The sequence below is a fragment of the Streptomyces sp. NPDC046860 genome (assembly GCF_040645115.1).
Lineage (GTDB): Bacteria > Actinomycetota > Actinomycetes > Streptomycetales > Streptomycetaceae > Streptomyces.
Map to the genome: position 1 here is coordinate 256,224 of NZ_JBEYXQ010000007.1, position 22,312 is coordinate 278,535.

At 70.3% G+C, this 22,312-nt stretch carries 14 protein-coding genes, 2 tRNA genes and 1 other RNA gene; 11 read left to right on the plus strand and 6 right to left on the minus strand.

Annotated elements, in window-relative coordinates; genetic code table 11:
• Positions 1-106: 106 nt before the first annotated feature.
• Complete coding sequence (locus ABZ898_RS13460) at positions 107-1,627, minus strand: DnaB-like helicase N-terminal domain-containing protein (protein ID WP_361656895.1); 1,521 nt, start codon at positions 1,625-1,627, stop codon at positions 107-109.
• Between the two features lie 276 nt (positions 1,628-1,903).
• On the opposite strand from ABZ898_RS13460, the gene ABZ898_RS13465 reads away from it, so the two are divergent.
• The 3 genes from ABZ898_RS13465 (at position 1,904) to ABZ898_RS13475 (ending at position 4,664) form a co-directional block, all read left to right on the plus strand.
• Entirely contained in the window at positions 1,904-2,443 is a 540-nt protein-coding gene (locus ABZ898_RS13465; RefSeq protein ID WP_361656897.1) for a helix-turn-helix transcriptional regulator, read from the plus strand.
• 161 nt (positions 2,444-2,604) lie between these two features.
• A complete protein-coding gene (locus ABZ898_RS13470) occupies positions 2,605-2,901 on the plus strand; it encodes a helix-turn-helix domain-containing protein (protein ID WP_361656900.1) in 297 nt (98 codons plus the stop codon).
• Positions 2,898-4,664: a tyrosine-type recombinase/integrase gene (locus ABZ898_RS13475; protein ID WP_361656903.1), complete on the plus strand. Its 1,767-nt coding sequence runs from the start codon at positions 2,898-2,900 to the stop codon at positions 4,662-4,664. Before ABZ898_RS13470 ends, ABZ898_RS13475 begins: the two co-directional genes overlap by 4 nt.
• A gap of 57 nt (positions 4,665-4,721) precedes the next feature.
• Here ABZ898_RS13475 and ABZ898_RS13480 read toward each other — a convergent pair whose 3' ends face one another.
• The 3 genes from ABZ898_RS13480 to ABZ898_RS13490 are packed head-to-tail and all read right to left on the minus strand — an operon-like array spanning position 4,722 to position 10,785.
• Complete coding sequence (locus ABZ898_RS13480) at positions 4,722-6,284, minus strand: class I SAM-dependent DNA methyltransferase (RefSeq protein ID WP_361656906.1); 1,563 nt, start codon at positions 6,282-6,284, stop codon at positions 4,722-4,724.
• Positions 6,281-7,807, minus strand: a complete 1,527-nt coding sequence (locus ABZ898_RS13485) for a restriction endonuclease subunit S (protein WP_361656909.1) — start codon at positions 7,805-7,807, stop codon at positions 6,281-6,283. Before ABZ898_RS13485 ends, ABZ898_RS13480 begins: the two co-directional genes overlap by 4 nt.
• Positions 7,804-10,785 (minus strand): DEAD/DEAH box helicase family protein, encoded by a 2,982-nt coding sequence (locus ABZ898_RS13490; protein WP_361656912.1) that lies wholly within the window; start codon positions 10,783-10,785, stop codon positions 7,804-7,806. The genes ABZ898_RS13485 and ABZ898_RS13490 overlap by 4 nt, the downstream gene beginning before the upstream one ends.
• Before the next feature lie 272 nt (positions 10,786-11,057).
• On the opposite strand from ABZ898_RS13490, the gene ABZ898_RS13495 reads away from it, so the two are divergent.
• Together ABZ898_RS13495 and ABZ898_RS13500 are read left to right on the plus strand one after the other, a co-directional pair.
• On the plus strand, positions 11,058-12,410 hold the full coding sequence (locus ABZ898_RS13495; RefSeq protein WP_361656914.1) for an AAA family ATPase: 1,353 nt from the start codon (positions 11,058-11,060) through the stop codon (positions 12,408-12,410).
• Entirely contained in the window at positions 12,407-13,162 is a 756-nt protein-coding gene (locus tag ABZ898_RS13500; protein WP_361656918.1) for an HNH endonuclease, read from the plus strand. The genes ABZ898_RS13495 and ABZ898_RS13500 overlap by 4 nt, the downstream gene beginning before the upstream one ends.
• A gap of 125 nt (positions 13,163-13,287) precedes the next feature.
• Here ABZ898_RS13500 and ABZ898_RS13505 read toward each other — a convergent pair.
• Positions 13,288-13,375: transfer RNA gene (locus tag ABZ898_RS13505), tRNA-Ser, on the minus strand.
• 72 nt (positions 13,376-13,447) lie between these two features.
• On the opposite strand from ABZ898_RS13505, the gene ffs reads away from it, so the two are divergent.
• From ffs to ABZ898_RS13535, 6 genes are all read left to right on the plus strand, one after another.
• Positions 13,448-13,544, plus strand: an RNA gene (gene ffs / locus ABZ898_RS13510) — signal recognition particle sRNA small type.
• A gap of 139 nt (positions 13,545-13,683) precedes the next feature.
• On the plus strand, positions 13,684-15,972 hold the full coding sequence (locus ABZ898_RS13515) for a DNA polymerase III subunit gamma and tau (RefSeq protein ID WP_361656921.1): 2,289 nt from the start codon (positions 13,684-13,686) through the stop codon (positions 15,970-15,972).
• A 107-nt stretch (positions 15,973-16,079) separates the two neighbouring features.
• Entirely contained in the window at positions 16,080-17,348 is a 1,269-nt protein-coding gene (gene purD, locus ABZ898_RS13520; RefSeq protein ID WP_361656923.1) for a phosphoribosylamine--glycine ligase, read from the plus strand.
• A gap of 306 nt (positions 17,349-17,654) precedes the next feature.
• The gene (locus ABZ898_RS13525) at positions 17,655-19,424 is read left to right on the plus strand and encodes a hypothetical protein (protein ID WP_361656926.1); all 1,770 of its coding nucleotides are present in this window, start codon (positions 17,655-17,657) and stop codon (positions 19,422-19,424) included.
• A 288-nt stretch (positions 19,425-19,712) separates the two neighbouring features.
• Positions 19,713-21,221 (plus strand): N,N-dimethylformamidase beta subunit family domain-containing protein, encoded by a 1,509-nt coding sequence (locus ABZ898_RS13530; protein ID WP_361656929.1) that lies wholly within the window; start codon positions 19,713-19,715, stop codon positions 21,219-21,221.
• Between the two features lie 70 nt (positions 21,222-21,291).
• Positions 21,292-22,191 (plus strand): phosphoribosylaminoimidazolesuccinocarboxamide synthase, encoded by a 900-nt coding sequence (locus ABZ898_RS13535; RefSeq protein ID WP_361656932.1) that lies wholly within the window; start codon positions 21,292-21,294, stop codon positions 22,189-22,191.
• A gap of 41 nt (positions 22,192-22,232) precedes the next feature.
• Here the strand turns inward: ABZ898_RS13535 and ABZ898_RS13540 are convergent.
• A tRNA-Gly gene (locus ABZ898_RS13540) sits at positions 22,233-22,308 on the minus strand.
• Between the last annotated feature and the right edge of the window lie 4 nt (positions 22,309-22,312).

The window sequence follows — 22,312 nt, forward strand, 5'->3', positions numbered from 1 at the left end:
GGTTTTGCGGTGAGCGTGTGCGCTGTGAGCGGTTCATGGCTGTGTGCGGGCGCAGGGTCCGCGTGTACGGTCGCGTGAACGCTTCGCCGGGGGGCTGGTGGAGGGTTCAGCCGACGGCGGTGAGGTAGCGGGCGGAGGCGTAGTAGCGGGCCTGCTGGCCGCCTCCGGCCCCTCCTGCGATGCCGTCGGCCTTGGTGGCCAGACCGCTGTCGACGAGGCGGCCGAGGTGGCGTCGCGCCTTCTCGATGTCGGCACGTTCGGGGTCGCCCCCGCCGATGAGGACGGTCGCCAGGTCGCGTGCGGTCAGCCCGTTGGGGGCGTTGTGCAGCAGGACAGCGGGGTCCTTGGTGGGGTCGACGGTCGTGGTGCCGCGCACATGGTCGTGTGTGACGTCCAGAGGGCCGACTTCACCGGTGGGGGTCTTGAGGTGGTGCAGGGTGACCGCGGGGTCGCCTGCCCGGCCGGTGACGAACAGGACGCTGCCCGCGCCGGCGGTGATCCAGGTGGAGCCGTAGACCTGGTCCAGGCTGGGGCGCTGCCCGCGCGGCGCGTCGGCGGTGGCCTTGCGCTGGTGGTGCAGCTCCAGGATCTCCACACCGTTGCGCAGGGCGCGCATGCGGGCGTTGTGGAAGGCGACCGCGAGGCTGTCGTCGACCATCGTGCTGACCGCGTCCTTGAGGCTGTCGATCACGATGGTGTCGGCCTGGTGGGCGGCGGCGAGGTCGGCCAGGAGGTCGGGTTCCTTGTCGAGCGTGGCAGGCAGCGGACCTTCCCAGACCACGAGCCGCTCGCGCAGGATCTTTTCGTCGGTGGGGAAGACGCGGCGGGCCATGGCCTTGGCGATCTGCTTGGGACGGTCCATCGCCAGGTAGAGCACGCGCCTGCTGGGGGCGACGGGCATCTCCAGGACGGTCTCCTGCAAGCCGAGGCGGGCGAAGATCACCTGGTGGGCCAGGGTGGTCTTGCCGACACCAGGGGCGCCGACGATCATCAGGCTCTCGCCGGGGGCCCAGACCGTCTTCTCGCGGGTGCCCCACAGGGGCTCGGCGTCTGCGCCGCTCTCTTTGACGAACGACCACCCGTCAGTGGCGAAGCGGGACAACCGCCCCTGTCCCGAGGCGAGCGCGCGCTCGCGTTCGGCGCGTACTTCCGCTTCGATCTCGCTGCGTATCGCCTCGGGGTCGGCGCCCGGCTCCTGGGCCCGTTGTACGGCGCGTACGGCGGAGGCGAGCAGACGGCGTAGGTCGGCCTTCTTGCGGACGATCTCTGCGTGGTATTCCGCGCTGCCGGCGTCGTAGAGCATGCGAGCGAGCTCGTGCAGGTAGACGGCGCCGCCGACACGTTTCAGGTCCCCCTGGCCCGTGAGCAGTTCGGTCAGGACGATCGGGTCGGTCGGCCTGCCCTCTCGGTGCAGAGCGAGCAGCGCACGCCAGATCGTTTCGTGCGCAGGCCGGTAGAAGGCGTCATCGCCCAGGACCGGTCGGACGGTGTCGATTACGTCGCTGTAGAGCATGCAGGCGCCGAGCACCGCGCACTCGGCTTCCACGCTGTAGGGCGGCTCCATCGACGTGGGGTCATCGTCGAAGCGGGATGGCGTCTGGGTCGGCAGGGTCGTACCCTGAGGCATAGAGTTCCTCACGCGGCAGGCCATTACGGGGCGGCAACCCCGGCCTCCGGTTTCGATCGTTCAGGGATGGATGGTTGTGCGGTGGAGCCTCTACTTCGGCCCCGGTGTTCGTAGCACCGGGGCCGCTCGTGTGCGGATCCGTCCACCGCTGTACGGCGGACTACGACCATAGCCGAGAATTTCGGCAACGCAACGCCTTGCATTTCATTCCGCAACGAGGTTTAGTTGTGGACGCTGGCCCCAATGGACCCGGTTGTCGTGTGAAGGGAGGTGCGCATGAGCGGTGAGGAAGGCGCGGAGCGCTCCGGCCCTGGTCGGCCGGTGCCGGAGGACCACGTCGCCGCACGCATCAAGCTGGAGCGCGAGGTCCGCGGTTGGAGCACCGTGAAGCTGGCCGAAGAGATGGCCGCTGCCGGCCATCCGATCAACCAGTCAGCGATCTGGCGCATCGAGAGCGGCAAACCCCGTCGCAGGGTCAACCTCGACGAGGCGCTCGGCTTCTGCAAGGTCTTCGACATCACCATGCAGGACCTGACCGGACCGCCAGGTGAGCTGGCCACACCCCGTATCCGCCAGCTCGCCCGCGAGTACGTCCAGATGACGCGGGAGTACCGCCAACTGCGAGCTGCGATCGACCAGAACCAGATGCAACTGGGCGAGCTCCAGAGGGAACTCGACGCCTACGGGGACAAGGGGCCCGAGCAGAGAGGGCAGGTCGACGAGCTCCTCCGGCTCGAAGAACGTGCCCTGCAGAGAAACCTGCACCCGTCCCGGGCGCACCTGCGAAACCAGGGGCAGCCCCCCGCTGGCGAATAGCCAGCTGCTGCCTCGTCCACGGCGCTACGAACGCCGAGAAACCTCACGCACGGCGGCCTCCACCGCCCACCAACCCATCCATCCCTGAACGACGCCACCGGCCAGGCCGACGGGAGTTGCCGCTCCCGCGACGCCGCGATGCCGGTGGGAGGAGTACTCCCATGCCGCAGCCCAGCCTGCCCATTTCCCAGATAGCCCAGCTTCTGGACATCCCCGAAGACGCCCTGCGCAGCCTGATGGCCGAGCGCCGCCTTACCGGCGACACGACCCTGGTCGCCCTGACCGTCACCGAGGCTGCCCGCCGGATCGGCATCGGCCGTACCAAGCTGTACGAGTACGTCTCCTCCGGCGAAATCACTTCCGTCAAGATCGGCAGCTTGCGCCGCATCCCGGCAGAGGCCGTGAACGATTTCCTGGCCCGCCGTCTGTCGGCGACCGACTTCGAGGCCGCCGCGTGACTCGAGCCTCCGTACCGAAGTCCCGCCAGCCCAACGGTGCCTCGTCCATCTACCTCGGCAAGGACGGCCGCTGGCACGGCCGCGTCACCGTCGGCGTCAAGGACGACGGCACTCCGGATCGGCGCCACGTCAGCCGCAAGACTCGCGCCGAGGTCACCAAGGTCGTGCGCGAGCTGGAACAGCAGCGCGACAAGGGCGCCGTTCGCAAGGTCGGCCAGTCATGGACCGTGAAGACATGGCTCACCCACTGGGTCGAGAACATCGCCGCTGTGCACGTCACGGAGAACACGATCGACGGCTACCGGGTGGCGGTCTACCACCACCTCATCCCCGGCCTCGGCGCCCACCGTCTGGAGAAGCTCGACCCTGAGCACCTGGAGGGCTTCTACAAGAAGATGCAGGACAACGGCAGCGCCGCCGGCACCGCCCACCAGGCCCACCGCACGATCCGCACGGCCCTGAACGAGGCCGTGCGCCGCCAGCACCTCACCTCGAACCCGGCCTCCATCGCCAAGGCCCCCAAGGTCGAAGAGGAGGAGGTCGAGCCGTACACGGTCGAGGAGGTCCAGCACCTGCTCGCCGAGGCCGCTAAGCACCGCAACACCGCTCGTTGGGTCATCGCGCTCGCCCTGGGCCTGCGGCAGGGGGAGGTTCTCGGCATGCAGTGGGACGACGTCGACTTCGAGCTCGGTGTCATCCGCGTACGCCGTGGTCGTCTGCGGCCCCGCTACAAGCACGGCTGCGGAGACCGCTGCGGACGCAAGCCTGGCTTCTGCCCCCAGAAGATCAACACCCGCCGCGAGACGAAGAACGCCAAGTCCCGCGCCGGCCAGCGCCCCATCGGTGTCCCGGACGAGCTGCTACAGCTCCTCCGGCAGCACCGCGAGGTGCAGGCCCGCGAGCGAGTTCGGGCCCGCGACCTGTGGACGGAGAAGGGGTACGTGTTTACCTCACCGATTGGCGAGCCCCTGAACCCGAACACGGACTACCACAAGTGGAAGGAGCTGCTGAAGGCCGCCGGCGTCCGCGACGCCCGCCTTCACGACGCTCGCCACACCGCGGCGACGGTCCTGTTGATCCTGGGCGTCTCCGATGCGGTCGTCGACTCCATCATGGGCTGGGAACCCGGTAAGTCCGCCCGGATGCGCCGCCGCTACCAGCACCTGACCAGCCGCGTCCTCAAGGACACCGCGGCCAAGGTTGGCGGCCTTCTGTGGGGCACGGAGCAGGCTGCGGGAAGCGCTGCGCCGGAGGTCGGCCAGAGCCCCGTCCCCGCCGAGCTGGTGGTCCACGTGGCCCGCCTCGGAGAGCGGCGCGTGCCCTTCCTGCACTGCGAGCACGCCGAAGAGGTCGTCGCACGGTGGAGCGACGACTGGCCCGACCACCCCGCCGAGGTCGAGGCATGGGACCGCTGGCGCTGGGAACACCAGGCCCCTGGCGGCGCGAGCGCCCTTTACGACCGCATGCCGGAGCGGGCCGTGGTCTTCCACGCTCGCGCTCTGTTCCTCCCCGGCGGCGAACGCATTGCGACCGGACTTCCCGAGCAATGGTCGATGCCGGCCTGGGACTTCGAGACCGACCGCTACACCGACCGCGCCTCGGCCTGGCGCACGGCTCGACGACCCGGCACGGGACAGGAGGTCGAGGCTCAGGTACGTGGCATGGACAAGACGGCCGTCGAGGTGGCCTTCGCCGAGGCTTGCGCACAAGCTGTGGACCGTGCTCGTAACCCGGGGAAGTACGGCGACACCGACGAGTGGTAGCGAGAAAGCGAGCAGACCAGCCCTGATCGTCTTGGACAGGGCTCGTCTCCGCGGCCGTCACGCCGGCGGCGACAGATCTACGTCCAAGTCTGCCGCGAGCTGCTCAAGTTCGAGCAACGCACCGCGTAGGTCAGCGGACAGTGCGAGGGTAAGCTCCGCAAGGGACTTCGCCTCCGCCGCGTCCCTATCGTCTGGTTCGATCAGGCCGATGTCGAGATTGACGTCCTTCGTGGCGGCGAGCTCGGCACCGCCGAAGACCTGCAGGCGGCCCGCGGGCTTCCGGCGGGCGATCGCCTCGGCGGCCTCCTCGCATTCGCCGACTCCGAAGACCCGCTTTTCGAAGTCCTCCAGATGTTTGGGGAGCAGCGGGTTCTGCTTCAGCGTGAAGCGGTTGCCCGTCCTGAGGTCGTACACCCACAGCTGCTGTGTGTGCGGGGGCTCGTCATCACTGCGACGGGGCGGGGCGGCGTCGAAGAAGAGGACGTTGGCCTTGACGCTGCCCGCGTAGAAAATGCCGGCGGGCAGACGCAGCATGGTGTGCAGGTTGAACCGCTTGAGTAGCTCACGGCGGATAGTCGCGCCTCGGCCGCCCTCGAAGAGGACGTTGTCGGGGAGGATCACCGCAGCGGTGCCGTTGTCGGTGAGCAGGCTCGCGATGTGCTGGACGAAGTTGAACTGCTTGTTGGTCGTGGTCTCCCAGAAGTCCTGACGGTGGTACGACATGTCCTCGCGGCTCACCGTGCCGTCGACGTTGGTGATCACGATCGAGGACTTCTTGCCGAAGGGCGGATTGGCCAGCACCTTCGAAGCCTTCTTGGCTGGTGGTTTGGCCAGCGCGTCCTCCACATGGATCAAGGGCTTGCCATCGGGCCTGCCGATGCCGTGAAGGAGCAGGTTCATCGCGGCAAGGCGTGCGGTCGCCGGCACTAGCTCGGTGCCCCAGATCGCGCCCTCGTCGAATCGGGCGGACTCATCGACGGACATCTCGTCGCCGTACATGTTCACGATGTAGTCGTGCGCGGCAAGCAGGAAGCCACCGGTTCCGCAGGCCGGGTCGGTGATGGTGTCCTCCGGGTTTGGCCGCATGCACCGCACGATGGACTCGATGAGCACCCGTGGGGTGAAGTACTGCCCCGCGCCGGCTTTCGTGTCTTCCGCACTACGGGCGATCAACGCCTCGTAAGCGTCGCCCTTGATGTCCTTGCTGGACCCCAGCCAGGGCTCCTTGTCGATCAGGTCGACGATGAGGCGGCGGAGGTTAGTCGCGTTCTGGATTCGGTTACGGGCGCGGTGGAAGATCAGGCCAAGAGCGCTATTCCCCCCCTCGTCCTGCTTGCCGAGGTCTGTGAGGAGCTGGGTGTACGTCTCTTCCAGTTCCTCGCCGGAGAGATCGAGCAGATGCGTCCAGCCACGTCCTTCCCACTCGTCGGTGTCGGGGAGCACGTGGCGACGCTGCGATGCGGGGAGGTCCTTGTTGGCCTCCTCCTTCTCGGCGGCCATCTTGAGGAACACCAGGAAGCTGAGCTGCTCCAGGTATTCGAGGCTCGATACGCCGTCGTCGCGCAGAACATTGCAGTAGTTCCAGAGACGATCGACGAGACGACGTGCTTCCGGCTTCACTCGGTGAACTCCATTGGGAGGGTGGACTGTTCGCCCTCGGGGAGGGGGGGCTTGGAGGTGGGGGCCGGTGGCGGTGCAACCGTGGACGCGGGCTGTTTGGCTGAGCTCCGGCTCTTCCGCTTGGCTTGCGCGGCGGCCCGATGGGCCGCCTTCCGCTCTGCCTCTGCGGCCTCGCGCTCGACCCGAATGCGCTTGAGGAGGTCCTCGGCCGGCTCGTCATCGGGGTCTTGGGGGACGAGGCGGCCCGCGAAGGCTTCGACAAGAAGGGCGCGGCGGAGGGCGGCGGTGTGGGCTTCCGCCCTGTCTAGGAGCAGGTCCAGTGCGTCGACACGGGCCAACCGATTTTTGGTCTCAGCGACGAGCCTCCGCTGCTCGTCGAGCGTGGGCACCGGGAATTCCACAGCCTTCAGCCGTGACGTACTCAGATGCGCGATGTTGGTCGTGATGCGCACCTCCCGCATGAATCGGCCGGCATGCAGATGACGGCGGAAGACGAGGAGCGCCCAGCCGGGAAGCACGTTGTCATCGGCGCGGAAGCGGAGCAGGCTGTTCGTGAATGCCACGCCCTCGGGGATGCCCTTGTACATCGCCGGACGCCCGACGAGGTGAGGGCTCTGTCCTTCGTTGAGGAGGATATCTCCTGGTAGGAGTCGGTACTTACCGAATCCTTCTGAGAAGTCCATCTCCATGAGGGTCGTGGTGTCGATGCGGTCCTCGAAGACGTTGGCTACACGCAGGTAAGGGCGCATCTTGGGACCGTCATGCCAGTCGGGGTGGCGCGCTCTTCCGAGGTCGATTGCGCCAGCTTGGTCTGCTGTCGTGGCCCGCCAGTCCTCAGGCCAATTAGCTGGTTCCGGGATGACGTTGAGAAGGATCTGCTTGCGGAGAGTAGTGGCGTGGGCTCGGGCGCGGGCGATGAGCTGGGCCATCTCGTCCAGCCGTGCGAGTCGCTCGTCCAGGGCGTCGGCGATGCGACGCTGTTCGGCAGCGGGAGGAATAGGGAGAACGATCGCCTTGAGGTCCGATTGGGAGATATTCCTCATGGAGTCCGAGGTCCCGGATGCCTTCGCGGCGATCGCTTTGCGTACGGCTGGAGATCTGAGCCAGTACACGAACCAGTTCCGGTCGACTGGCGACCCGGGCGTGAACCGGAGGCTTTTATCGCTGAGGAGCAGACGGGGCCGTACGTCCCCGACGAGTACCGGAGCGCCAACATGCTCAACGGTGTTCGCGCGGCTCACCAAGATGTCGCCCGACTGGATCTCGTAGTTCCGGTTGACCAGGGTGTTGTCGAGTAGAGCTTTGTTCTCGGCGGACCGGAATTCGCCCCAGGTCATGGCGCTGACCTTGATGATGCCCCACTCTTCTGGAGCGGCAGGTCGGGGGTCGCACTTGAACGATTTCCCTGTGTCTGAACCGACTAGAACCTCGCTGACGGCCGCCCAGGCCCACCCTTCCGGGAGCTTCTCCTCCTCCGTGTTGTTCGGCGCCCCCGCGCCCCCCTCACCGCTCTCCACACTCACGCACCCAGTTCCCGATCCAGTTCATTGATCAGCTCGTCCGGTGTCCGCGTTGCTTCCGCGAACACCGCTCTGAACCTGCTCCAGCCGCCTGCAGCCCGGCACAGCGCATGTTGCTCCAGCGCGTCCACGGAGACAGTTGCAGAGGTGGCGACCACGTTCGCGATGCGCTTCAGCCAGCCGCGCTGCTCTTCCGTGAATGCCACTCCCGCCGTCTCCTGACGCGCGAGCCACTCCTGGAAGCGAAGGTCCACGGTATCCCGGTATGGCCGGAAGTCGTTCCCGTCGAGTCCCAGCTCATACCGGAGCAACGAGAGCAGCTCGGGCAGCCCGGCGTTCCGCCGCCGTTTCCCCCGTGCGATGCCGAGGTCGACGTACGCCTTCCAAAGCTGCTGTCCGGTCCATCGCTGGTGCGGCGGACTGACCCTGCTGAGAAGCCCGTCGATCCGCGCCTCGACCTCGCTCAGCGACCGCCGTTCCTTGAAGGCGATGCGCAGGGCGGCGAACCGGTCCTGCTGGTCTGCCATGTACTGGCGCCAGTCCTTCACGGTCCGTTCGGCTCGCATGACGTCCGTCACACCTTCGGCGATCACGCCGCCGTCCTGACTGAGGTGGTCGATCTTGATCCAGCGGCGTCGTGCCGCTTCGATGAGCGCCTCACGCAGCGCCTCATGTTCGACGAACGGTCGTAGAGCCGCGGCCAGCGCAGCGTTGACGACCGCCTCGTCGGCGGCCGTGGGGGCGTTCCCTTCCACTGACGGCGCCTCGTTCTCCACCATCTCCTTCTCGCCAGCAGCCCTGGCCCGCTCCTTTGCCAGACGGTCCGGATCGCTGGCATGGACCAGGTCTGTCACCAGCTCGGTCAGCCTGTGGCCGCCCGCACAGCCCTCTATCCGGGCCAGCTGCTGCTCGTCGAGCCGCTGCCCGAGCCGACTCAGGCGGCCGGCCAGGGTGGAGGCATCGCCGATGGTCAGCGGAACCCCTTGCGCACACGCCTGGAGCAGGCGCTCCAGGCTGGGCAGCTCCTGCAGGTCATCCTGTACGAGTGGTCGTGCGTCGACCATGGCGTGCTCGGTCACGCCCACGGTGTCGACGATCACGAACCGGTCCTTGCACAGGGCGTCCTCGGTGACTCTGCGCAGGTCCTCCGGCTTGATGATCCGGGCGCCCCGGCCCTTCATCTGCTCGAAGTACGACCAGGTCCGCACGTCTCGCATGAAGACCAGGCACTCCAGGGCGGGGATGTCGGTGCCAGTGGCGATCATGTCGACGGTGACGGCGATCCGGGTCTCTGGAGCATTTCGGAATTCTTTGATCACCTTGACGGGCTGCGTGGTCTCACTGTTGATCTTCAGGCAGAACTTGTCGCCCGCGTTCCACGCCTTGCGGACCTCCGCGACAATGGCGTCCGCGTGGCGATTCGTCGCCGCGAAGATCAGGGTCTTCGGGACAACGCTCCGCTGGTGCACGATCTCACCGGTCTCGGTATCGATGTCGGGCGGGAAGATCTCTGTGAACAGTCGGTCCCTGAAGGTCTCGACGACAGCCCGGATCTGGCCGGTGGACTCGACTCGGTCGTTGAGTTCGGCCGCTGTGTATTCGTCGTCCTCGTCCTGCTGGTACCAGTGCTGCTCACGCGTGACGCGGTCCACATGAGCCAGGACGGTGTTGATCTTCTCGATGGTGCCATCTGGTGCCTGGGCCTCGGTCATGGCTGGGATCTTCGAGCCGTCCCGCGTGACCCGGGTTGAGATCCGGTAGACGTCGTAGTCGACGTTGACCTCGTCGGCGACCGCTTCCTCGTACGTGTACTGGCTGACCAGGTTGTTCTCGAAGAAGGCGAACGTCGGTCCGATCGGGGTCGCGGTCAGGCCCACGATGTGCGCGTCGAAGTACTCAAGCACGGGCCGCCAGGAGCCGTAGATCGAGCGGTGGCACTCGTCGATGACGATGAAGTCGAAGTAGTCGGGTGGAAGCGCAGCTGAGTAGCGAACTTTGGGTGGTCGCTTGCCGAGCCCAGCCGTCCCAGCACCCTCGAAGCTTCGCGCCTCCTCGCTGTCGGGTGCGGGTGGCGTCTGTCCGGTCAGCATGCACCACAGCCGCTGGACCGTAGTGATCACGATCTTGTCGGAGTCCGCCAGGCCCGATGTTCCGCCCGACAGGTGTTTGAGGGGGAAGTCCTCGTGCAGCGGCTTCTTCGATGCCGCTGGCTGGAAGCTGCGGTACTCCAGGAACGCCTGCTCACCCAGGTTGTAGCGATCCACGAGGAACAGCACGCGATGCGCGCCCGCGTGCTTGAGTAGCCGATGGCTCGCCTGGACGACGGTGTACGTCTTGCCGGCCCCGGTCGCCATCTGGATGAGGGCCCGCGGACGGTCGGCGGCGAGGGAATTCTCCAGGCCCTCGATGGCCCGGCGCTGAGCGTCGTACAGCTGCCGCTGCGGATCCAGGTGGACGCCGGGCAGCCTGCGCAGCCGGGCCCGCAGGGAGGGCGTCTCAGGGTGGTGCACGGCATTGCGCTTCCAGCGGGCGAGGGTGGCTGGCTGGGCCGGTGCGAAGACGTAGCGGCTGCGGGCCCCGCCCTGGGGAGCGTCGGCGGCGGGCGTGCCGTCGAGGTGTTCGGCGTCGAGGGCGTTGAGGAAGGACCAGGCGTGGCCGTTGGTTCCGTAGCGGAATGGGAGGGGGCGCTCCTGCCAGGTGCGCCGCTGGTGCTGCGCGGCGATCGGGGCGGCGAGCCGGTCGGCCTCCGCGAGCATTTCGTGGGGGTCGTCCGCGTTGATCCCCGCCACGACGAGGCCGCTGAGGTCCCGGTCGACATGCAGGAGGTAGACCCGCAGACCTTCGAGCTCCGGGTGTGCCGTCCGGACTGCCGTCGGATCAGAGGTCAGGTCGCGCTCGTGCGGGGCGCACACCCTCCATCCGGCATCGCGCAGAGCCTGCTCGACATTGTCGCTATTTCCCTGCGCGCCAGAAGCGCTCACGGTCCCTCCCAGTACCCTCGCGGCTCTCACGTGCTCTGTGCCTGCCCCGCGCCCCGAAACAGCCCGCCAGCCCAACCCATTACACCAGTTGACGTACGCCCGTCCGGGGCTTTTGCCCGCGCGCGGATGATGACCGTTCGGAACTGGCCATGGGCTCCGGCGAGTCACTCTCAGTGCGCGTCCGTACATTGGGCGGTAAGTTGCGTCGGGCCAAGTAGGCCCGGCCCGTCGAGGAAGGGCCAGCGAAGACCAGGAAGGACGCTCGGGTGTATGTGACGAGGCTCCGGCTCGACAGCGTGCGTGGTTTCCATGGCGCTCGGGCCTGCGACCTCGATTTCACGCGTCCGGACGGAAGCTATGCCGGCTGGACCGTCCTCGCCGGGCGCAACGGCTCGGGAAAGACGACCTTGCTGAGGTCGATCGCCCTCGCCCTGGCTGGCCCGGAGCGGGCCAGCAGGCTGGACGGCGAGGTCGAGGACTACCTCACCTATGGGCGGTTTCTGGGAAGGCTGGAGCTGTCCCTACGCGCGGACCGGGATGTCGACCTTGGGGCCCCCTCTCCGCCCGATCCGCGTACGGTCACGATGGTGTGGGAGCCGGGCCGTGAGCCGCTCAGCGCGAAGGATGCACCCCCGACCCGAGTCCGGTTCCTCGCCGACCCAGGCGCCAAGATGGCCAACCATTTGTGGGACTTCTCCCCGCCACCGGGCTGGTTCCACGCCGCCTACGGTCCCTTCCGCCGCCTCAGCGGCACCGGCCTCTTCGAGCGCGACCGGCAGAATCCGGACCGTGCCGAGGCCCTGCGCACCCTCTTCGAGGAGCAGTCGGCCCTCACCGAGTCGGTGGTCTGGCTGGTCTCCGTCCACACGCGCCGACTGGAAGGCGAAGCTGGCGCCGAGGAGCTGCTGGAATCGGTGCTTGCGCTCCTCAACGACGATCTGCTGCCGGGCGACTTCCGCGTCGAGGAGGTCACCTCGCGCGGCCTGTGGCTGCGGCGGACCGACGGTGTGGGGCCACTCATCGCCCAGTGGCGGATGAGCGACGGCCTGCGCACCGTCACGGCGCTGGTCCTCGACGTCGTACGGCAGATGCACGCCGCCTACGGAGGGCTGGCACTGCGCCGGGACGACGGCGGTCGACCCTACCTGCCGTACCCGGGCGTCGTCCTCATCGACGAGGTGGACGCGCACCTCCACGTCTCCTGGCAGCAGCGCATCGGCGAGTGGTTCAAGGCCCACTTCCCCGCAGTCCAGTTCATCGTGACCACTCACAGCCCCTACATCTGCCAGGCAGCGGACCCTGGTGGCCTCGTCCGACTGCCGGGCCCCGACGAGCAGGCCCCGCCAGAGGTCGTGGACGAGAAGGAGTACGGCACGATTGTCTACGGGACTGGCGACGACGCGGTGCTCTCGGATTTCTTCGGTCTCCAGTCCCCGTTCTCCCGTCGCGCCGAGGAACTGCGCGAAGAGCTCGCCGACCTGGAGTATGAGGTCGCGTCGGGCGACGCCGATCCGGAGACGGTGCGACGGTTCCGCACTTTGCGCCGGACCCTGGCCAGCTCCCAGGCGACCTACGTCGAGGACTCCAGCCTGCGAGCCAGGAGGCGGGAGACCGGCGGCTCGTGATCAGGATCGTACGACCGCGGCTCCCTATCGGACTGGAAGCTTCCCTGCTGGCCCTGACCCAGGAGATGGCTGGCACCCCAGTGCCCGAGCGTGGTGAGCACGCCGAGCGGATGTGGGAGCGCAAGACCGTGCGACGGGATGTGTACCGGCCGATGCGCGAGGCGTTGGAAGACATGGCGCCCGGTGTGGACTGCTGCATGTACTGCGGCAATCACCTGGCCGACACGGTGGACCACTTCGTTCCCAAATCTCGATGCGCCCTGCGGACCTTCTACTGGCCGAACCTCCTGCTGGCCTGCTCCACCTGCAACACACGCTTCAAGGGCAACAAGCACCGGGGTGACGGCCTCGTCGGCTCCCTCCTCATTGACCCGACCCGTGAGAACCCCTTCGAACACCTGGACCTTGGGCTCGCCAGCGGCGTCTACCGGCCGGTCGAGGGCTCGCCGAAGGGCGAGTGGACCATCAAGGTCTGCGGCCTGAACGAGGGGAAGCGTCCACGGGTCCGTGCCGAAGCCTGGCTGAACCTGGCCGACGATCTGCGGGGCTGGGCCCAGGCCCGGGCTCTTGGCGATGTCAGGAACATGCGCCGCAAGATCTACCGCATGCGCACCCAGCCGTTTGCCGACGTCTGTTACGCGGCGCTGCACAAGGCTGTGTCCGAGGAAGCGCCCCGGGTCTTCGTGGCCGAGGAGCCGAGTGTCCTGGACCTCCTGCGGGACGACGAGCTGCGCGCCGCCTTTCAGATGTGAGTGGCCCGGCGTAAGCGCTGCCGCTACGGGCACTCGCACCAACTGAGACCAAAACTGAGACCACGCATGTCGAAGGGCCCCGCTGCTTGCAGCGGGGCCCTTCGACATCGTGCCCGGTGAGGCACTGGCGGAGGATACGAGATTCGAACTCGTGAGGGGTTGCCCCCAACACGCTTTCCAAGCGTGCGCCCTAGGCCTCTAGGCGAATCCTCCGAGGGAGACATTACATGACCGGAAGGAGTGCTCGCGAACTCGTCCGTCCGCCCCCGGATCAGGTACTCTTTGCGCAGCCCCTCACGCGGCGCTATCTGACTGAACTCCCCCAGGGCCGGAAGGCAGCAAGGGTAGGTCGGCTCTGGCGGGTGCGTGGGGGGCCCTTGCGTTCCCGGGAGCGGGCGGATCGCGGCCGGTGCGGGTGACCCGGTCGGGCGTACGGGCACCGGAAAGTCGCACAACCCTCTGACCTGGGCCGGAGCGAGCGCCGCGACGTGTTGTCCGTGGGCGCCTATAACCTCGTATGCGTGTCGTCTCTCGCCTTGTACCGCCGCTATCGCCCGGAGACCTTTGCCGAGGTCATCGGGCAGGAGCACGTAACCGACCCGCTGCAGCAGGCGCTGCGGAACAACCGGGTCAATCACGCGTACCTGTTCAGCGGTCCGCGCGGCTGTGGCAAGACGACCAGTGCCCGCATCCTGGCCCGCTGTCTCAACTGCGAGCAGGGCCCCACGCCGACCCCCTGCGGCGAGTGCCAGTCCTGCCGCGACCTCGCGCGCAACGGGCCGGGCTCGATCGACGTCATCGAGATCGACGCCGCCTCCCACGGTGGCGTGGACGACGCCCGTGAGCTGCGCGAGAAGGCGTTCTTCGGGCCTGCCTCCAGCCGGTACAAGATCTACATCATCGACGAGGCCCACATGGTCACGTCGGCCGGCTTCAACGCGCTGCTGAAGGTCGTCGAGGAGCCGCCGGAGCACCTCAAGTTCATCTTCGCCACCACCGAGCCCGAGAAGGTCATCGGGACCATCCGGTCGCGCACGCACCACTACCCCTTCCGGCTCGTGCCGCCCGGCACCCTGCGGGAGTACCTGGGCGAGGTGTGCCAGAAGGAGGCCATCCCGGTCGCCGAGGGCGTCCTGCCGCTGGTCGTCCGCGCGGGCCAGGGCTCCGTGCGTGACTCCATGTCCGTCATGGACCAGCTCCTCGCCGGCGCCGGCACCGACGGTGTGACCTACCCCATGGCCACCTCCCTCCTCGGCTACACCGACGGCTCCCTCCTCGACTCCGTGGTCGAGGCCTTCGCCACCGGTGACGGCGCCGCCGCCTTCGAGGTCGTCGACCATGTCATCGAGGGCGGCAACGACCCCCGCCGCTTCGTCGCCGACCTGCTGGAGCGGCTGCGTGACCTGGTCATCCTCGCCGCCGTGCCCGACGCCGCCGAGAAGGGGCTCATCGACGCCCCCGCCGACGTCATCGAGCGCATGCAGGCCCAGGCCGAGATCTTCGGCGCCGCCGAGCTGAGCCGCGCCGCCGACCTCGTCAACCAGGGCCTCACCGAGATGCGCGGCGCCAACTCGCCCCGCCTCCAGCTCGAACTCATCTGCGCGCGCGTGATGCTGCCCGCCGCGTACGGCGACGAGCGCTCCGTCATGGCCCGCCTCGACCGCATCGAGCGCGGCGTGAACTTCTCCGCGGGTGCCGCCGCTCCGGCCATGCAGTACGTGCCCGGCCCCGAGGCCCACCCCGGCGCGGCCCCCGCCGCCGCACCCGCGCCCACCATGGGGGACGGGTCCGCCGTGCCTCCCGGCGGCGGTCCCGCCGCCGCCCGCGCGGCCGTGCGGGGGGGCGGTGCTCCCGCAGGTCCCGCAGGTCCCGCCGCGCCGAGCCCGGCCCCGGCCCCCGCCCCGGTTGCTCAGCCGCCGGCTCCGGCCGCGCAGGCCCCCGCGCCCGCCGCGCAGGCCCCCGCGCCCGCCGCGCAGCCCCCCGCCCCCGCCCCGGCTCCCGAAGCCGCCCCCGCCTCCGCCCCCGGCGCGTGGCCCACCGCCGCTTCCGCCGGTGGCGGCCGCCGCTCCGGCGCGTGGCCCACCGCCACCCCGGCCGGCCAGGGCCAGCCGCAGCAGCAGAGCCCGCAGACCCCGCAGCCCCAGCAGGCCCAGACTCACGGCGGCCCCGGCCAGGCCCAGTCCTCCGCCCCCGCACCGGCGGCGCCCTCCGCGCCCGCCCCCTCCGGCGGGCTCGACCCCCGCATGCTCTGGCCGAACATCCTGGAGGCCGTCAAGAACCGCCGCCGCTTCACCTGGATTCTGCTCAGCCAGAACGCCCAGGTGACCGGCTTCGACGGCACCACCCTCCAGCTGGGCTTCGCCAGCGCGGGCGCCCGTGACAACTTCTCCGCCAGCGGCAGCGAGGACGTGCTGCGCCAGGCACTGGCGGAGCAGTTCAACGTGCAGTGGAGGATCGAGGCGGTCATCGACCCCTCGGGCGGCTCCGCGCCCCCGCCCTCCGGCGGCACCCCGGGCTTCGGAGGCGGCGGCGCCCAGGCGGGCACCGGGGGCTACGGCGCCCCGGCCGCCCCCGCCCCGTCCCCCGCGGCCGCCCGGCCGAGCGCCCCTGCCCAGGGCGGCGCGCAGTCCCAGGCCCAGGCGGCCCCCGCGCCCAGACCTCCGGCCCCCGAGCCGCCCCCCGTCTCCCCCGAGGACGACATCCCCGCGGACGACGACCCCGATCTCGACGAGTCCGCCCTCTCCGGCCGCGACCTGATCGTCCGCGAGCTGGGCGCCACGGTGGTGGAGGAGTTCTCCCACGACCGCTGAGGCCACAGGGGCACACAGGGCCACCGGAGCGCGAAGCCGCCCCTCGTAGGAACCTCCAACTTCCCCACCCCCCGGTCTTCGGTGACCCAGCCGATAGGCTGGCTCCCGTGAAGGTCCTCGTCATCGGCGGCGGCGCCCGCGAACACGCCCTGTGCCGCTCCCTGTCCCTCGACCCCGACGTCACCGCTCTGCACTGCGCCCCCGGCAACGCGGGCATCGCGGAGGTGGCCCGGCCGCACCAGGTCGACGCCCTCGACGGCAAGGCGGTCGCCGCGCTCGCCGGGGAGCTGGAGGCCGACCTCGTGGTCATCGGCCCGGAGGCCCCGCTGGTCGCCGGTGTGGCCGATGCCGTGCGGGAGGCGGGCTTCCCGGTGTTCGGCCCGTCCCGCGAGGCCGCCGTGCTGGAGGGGTCCAAGGCGTTCGCCAAGGACGTCATGGCCGCGGCCGGGGTGCCCACCGCGCGCTCGTACGTCTGCACCACCGCCGAGGAGGTCGCCGAGGCCCTCGCCGCGTTCGGGGCGCCGTACGTCGTCAAGGACGACGGTCTCGCCGCCGGCAAGGGTGTCGTCGTCACCTCCGACGAGGCGGAGGCCAAGGCGCACGCGGCCGCGTGCGAGCGGGTCGTGATCGAGGAGTTCCTCGACGGCCCCGAGGTCTCCCTCTTCGCCGTCACCGACGGCGAGACCGTCGTCCCCCTCCAGCCCGCCCAGGACTTCAAGCGCGCGCTGGACGGCGACGAGGGCCCCAACACCGGCGGCATGGGCGCCTACTCCCCGCTGCCCTGGGCCGACCCCGAGCTGGTCGACGACGTGCTGCGCACCGTGCTCCAGCCGACCGTGGACGAGCTGCGCAGGCGCGGCACCCCCTTCTCCGGCCTGCTGTACGCCGGGCTCGCCATGACCTCGCGCGGTGTGCGGGTCATCGAGTTCAACGCCCGCTTCGGCGACCCCGAGACCCAGGTCGTGCTGGCCCGGCTGAAGACGCCGCTGGCCTCGCTGCTGCTCGCCTCCGCCAACGGCACCCTCGCCGACCTGGAGCCGCTGCGCTGGAGCGAGGACGCGGCCGTCACCGTGGTCGTCGCCTCGCACAACTACCCCGGCACGCCCCGCACCGGCGACGCGATCACCGGCCTGGACGAGGTGGCCGGGCAGGACGCCCCGCACGCCTACGTCCTGCACGCCGGGACCCGCCGGGACGGCGAGGCGGTCGTCAGCGCGGGCGGCCGCGTGCTGTCCGTCACGGCCACCGGTGAGGACCTGGCCGAGGCCCGCGAGCGTGCGTACCGCGCGGTGGCCCGCATCGGGCTCGACGGCTCCCACCACCGCACGGACATCGCCGCGAAGGCGGCCGAGGGGGCCACGGCCGGCGCCGTGTGACCCTTCCGGTCCGGCCGCGGGACGCTGCCGGACACCGCTGATCCACCCCTGATCCACCCCAGGCCCCGGACCCCGAAATCCGGGGCCTGGCCTTTGCCGTCTGTCACCCACCTCTGACCAAGGCCATTCCATCGAGTGAGCGATGCGCTATCCGGCTGACGGGGGCCGGGGCCCCAACTATGGTGCGGCGCAAGCGGTCCGGCACTTGGCCCACCGGCATTGCGATGTCAGTGACGGGTGCCACAGTGGGGGAGTGGGCACCGCCAGGACAGCACGCGATCGGCAGGGTGGGGGTGAGCGTCGCGCATGACCGGAACCGGTGGAGAGCTGGGCGTCAGGGCCGCGCGGTCGCGCGCGCTGGCGGTGCTGCGCGTGCGCAGCCGGGCGCTGGCCGTGGCGCTGCTGCCCGCGGCCGCCGAGGTGATCCTGCTGACCGGGGGTGCCACCGGCCAGTTCACCGGCCCGGGGTGGGACGCGGCCCGCTGGGCGGTGGGCGCCCTCGCCGTGCTGGTCCTGCTGGCGGCGGCCGGCATCGCCTTGGTCGTGGCCCGCGCGCGCCCCGCCGCGAGCCCCACGGTCCCGGTGTCCGAGCGGTCCGCCCCCGATCTGTACCGGATGGTGCGCGACCTGGCCGACCGGCTCGACGTACCCGCGCCCTCGGCGATAGCGCTCACCCCGGACTGCGACAGCTGGCTGGAGGACCGCACCCACCCGGCGCACGCCCCGCCCGTCACGCGCTCCCACGACGGACCGGTGGTGCCCGGCGCCCGCCCCGAGAGGCGGATCGCCGTCCCGGCGCCGGTCCTGGTCATCGGGTCGCCGTTCCTGTGGTGGATGCGGGTCGCCGAGCTGCGCGCGGTGCTCGCCCCGGTCGTCGCCGGCACCGGCCCGTCGGCGGAGCCGGACATAGCCGCCGCCCGCCGCTTCGTGCGCGGTCTCGACGCCGCGGTGGCCGTCGCCGACGCGCCGGGCCGCGGCCCGCTGACCCGGGGCGTGTACGCGGTGCTCGGCAGGGTGGCCCGGCTGCTGCTGCGCGGCTGCCGCGAGCACGCCGCGCTGATGGAGCGCGGGGTCGCCACGGCCGCCGCCGAGCGCGCCCAGTCGGTGGACTACGGCCCCCGGATCGCGGCCCAGGAGCAGGTGGGGCTGGCGTACGCCGGCTGGGACCGGCTGCTGACCAAGGTGGCCCTGCCCGCCTGGCGGATGGGCCGCTGGCCCTCCCGGCTGGACGTGGGCGTGGCGGCCGCGCTGACCGAACTGTCCCGGCGCGACCGGCTGGCGGACGGCTTCGCCGCGCGCCTCGGCGAGCGCCCCGCGTGCGACCTGCTGGAGGAGCCCGGCGCGGTGGACGAGGCGGTGTCCCTGCTCACCGCCCGCCTCTTCCACGGCGGCCCCGCCGAGCCCGGACCCGGCTGGGCGCCGGTGGACTGGCAGGCGTACCCCGAGGAGGTCGTGGACCGCACCTGGCGGGCGGAGGCGGCCCGGCTGCACCGGGTCCTGGACTCCCTGGGCGTCAGCCCCAGCCTGGACCCCGCCACCCCCGACCCGGGCGGGCCCACCCTGGCCCGCGTCCTGGACCACCTGACCGAGCCCTCCGGCGGCGGTGCCCTAACGGTCCCGGCACCCGCCGTACCGCTGGACGGCGTGGAGGACGGCACCGAGGCGGACCCCGACGATCCCGCGACCGAGCGCAGCGCGCTGCTCGCCGCCGGGCTCGGCGCCGCCCTGGCCCGTGAGGAGAACGCCGCCCCGCAGGGCGCGCGGGCGCAGGGCCCGGACAGCGCGCTGTGGGAGGACGGCGACCTGCCGCTGTTCCCGCTCCAGCCGCCGCGCACGGGACGGGAACTGCTCGCCGCGCACGTCACGGCGATGATCTGCTGTGCCGCCGTCGACACCGCCGGCGCCGCCCCCGGCCTGGACTGGCTGGACGGCCCCACCCTGCTGCTGGACGGCGAGCGCGCCGTCGACCTCGCGCCGAGGGTGCTCAGCCTGATCGAGGAGGGCGATCCGGGCCCGTTGCGCGTCTGGCTGGCCGAGGCCGGGATACGGCCCGAGAAGCCGGTCCGGCTGGTCTGAGGAGAGACCCCACTGAGGGCACCGGACACCAGGCGTCCCACCGGTGCCCCGGCGTTACGGAGCAGGGTCTTCCACTTCAGGCCAATTCGCAACGAACAGTGACCGGAGTCGTGCGTTATGTGATGTGCTGGGACCGACACGCACATGGCACGGGCATACGACACACGCCCGCACGGCCGAGCGATCCGGCGCACCGAGCACACCCGAGGCACGCGACGGCACCGGGTCCGGTCCTGGCACCACAGACAACGCAACAAGAACAACGGGGGCACGAGGGAGGGGGCGTCCATGACCTCGGATCACATCCGTCGCTGGGAGTCGGGAGCGCTCGCGCACGCCGTCACCGATCCCTTCGGCCAGGGCCCGGTGCCCTGGCTGCGCGGCAGTGAGACGTACTTCGACGACACCGGCCAGGTGGTCCCCTGGTACGTCGACACCACGCAGCCGGCCACCGCCCGGCCCGGCCGGCCCGGCGCACCGCGCGTCCCGGCCCCGCGCTCGGCCGGTCCCGGCCCGCGCTCGGCCGACGACGTGGGCCGGCAGATCAAGGGGTTCGCGTCCACCGGCGCGGTCGCGCCCGGCGAGGCGATCGACTTCCACATCACGGTCGACCCGCCGCAGGAGTTCAGCGTCGACATCTACCGGATCGGCCACTACGCCGGTCACGGCGCCGCCAAGATCACCACCAGCCCCCGGCTCTCCGGCATCGTCCAGTCCGCGCCGCTGGCCGCGGACCGTACGGTCTCCTGCCACCACTGGTGGCTGTCCTGGCGCCTGCAGGTGCCCGCCGAGTGGCGGGTCGGCGCGTACGTCGCCGTGCTCACCACCGCCGACGGCTACCGCTCCCACGTGCCGTTCACGGTCCGCGACGACGAGCCCGCGGACCTCCTCCTGCTGCTCCCCGACATCACCTGGCAGGCGTACAACCTGTACCCGGAGGACGGCCGTACGGGCGCCAGCCTCTACCACGCCTGGGACGAGAAGGGCTCCCTCCTCGGCGAGGCCGACGCCGCCACCACCGTCTCCTTCGACCGCCCGTACGCCGGCGCGGGCCTGCCCCTGCACGTCGGCCACGCCTACGACTTCATCCGCTGGGCCGAGCGCTACGGCTACGACCTCGCCTACGCCGACGCCCGCGACCTGCACGCGGGCCGCGTCGATCCCACCCGGTACCGGGGCCTGGTCTTCCCCGGCCACGACGAGTACTGGTCGGTGCCGATGCGCCGGGCGGTGGAGGGGGCCCGCGACCGGGGCACCTCGCTGGTCTTCCTGTCGGCCAACACCATGTATTGGCAGGTGGAGTTGTCGCCCTCCGCGTCCGGGGTCCCGGACCGGCTGCTGACCTGCCGCAAGCGCAAGGGCCCCGGGAAGCCGGTGCTGTGGCGGGAGATCGACCGCCCCGAGCAGCAGCTGATCGGCATCCAGTACGCGGGCCGGGTGCCCGAGCCGCATCCGCTGATCGTCCGCAACGCCGGGCACTGGCTCTGGGACGCCACCGGTGCCCGCGAGGGCGACGAGATCGAGGGCCTGGTAGCCGGCGAGGCCGACCGGTACTTCCCGCGCACCGCCCTGCCCGAGCACGAGGAGCGGGTGCTGCTCGCGCACTCCCCGTACACCGACGGCGACGGCGTCCGGCGCCACCAGGAGACGTCCCTGTACCGCGCCCCGTCCGGCGCCTGGGTCTTCGCCTCGGGCACCTTCGCCTGGTCACCCGCGCTGGACCGGCCCGGTCACCTGGACGCCCGTGTCCAGCGCGCCACCGCCAATCTGCTGGACCGTATCTGCAAGCGGGACTGACCCTGCCACCAGCCCCGTCCCCGGCATACGGGAGAATCGAGGCAGTTGGACAGAACCACGGGGAGGAACCGTGTCCGGATTCGTAGAAAAGCCCGAGCCGATCCAGGTTCCGGGTCTGGTGCACCTGCACACCGGCAAGGTGCGCGAGCTGTACCGCGACGAGGCGGGCGACCTCGTGATGGTCGCCAGCGACCGCATCTCCGCGTACGACTGGGTGCTGCCCACCGAGATCCCCGACAAGGGCCGGGTGCTCACCCAGCTGTCCCTGTGGTGGTTCGACCGGCTCCGCGACCTGGCGCCGAACCACGTGATCAGCACCGAGGTGCCCGAGGGCGCCCCGGCCGACTGGGCGGGCCGCACCCTGGTCTGCAAGTCGCTGGACATGGTTCCGGTGGAGTGCGTGGCCCGCGGCTATCTGACCGGCTCGGGTCTCGCCGAGTACCGGGAGTCCCGCACGGTCTGCGGGCTCGCCCTCCCCGAGGGCCTGGTCGACGGCTCGGAGCTGCCCGGCCCGATCTTCACCCCGGCCACCAAGGCCGAGGTCGGCGAGCACGACGAGAACGTGTCCTACGAGGAGGTGGCCCGCCAGGTCGGCGCCGAGACCGCCGCCCAGCTCCGCCAGGCCACCCTCGCGGTGTACGCCCGCGCCCGTGACATCGCCCGCGACCGGGGGATCGTGCTGGCGGACACCAAGTTCGAGTTCGGCTTCGACGGCGGCACCCTGGTCCTCGCCGACGAGGTGCTCACCCCGGACTCGTCCCGCTTCTGGCCGGCCGAGACCTGGGAGCCGGGCCACGCCCAGCCGTCGTACGACAAGCAGTTCGTGCGGGACTGGCTGACCGGCCCCGAGTCCGGCTGGGACCGCAAGAGCGAGCAGCCCCCGCCCGCGCTGCCCGGGCAGGTGGTGGAGGCGACCCGCGCCAAGTACATCGAGGCGTACGAGCGCCTGACCGGCACCCGCTGGAGCTAGGACGAGAAAAGCCCCCCGGTGAGAACCGGGGGGCTTCTTCATGGAGCGGACGACGAGGCTCGAACTCGCGACCTCAACCTTGGCAAGGTTGCGCTCTACCAACTGAGCTACGTCCGCAGTG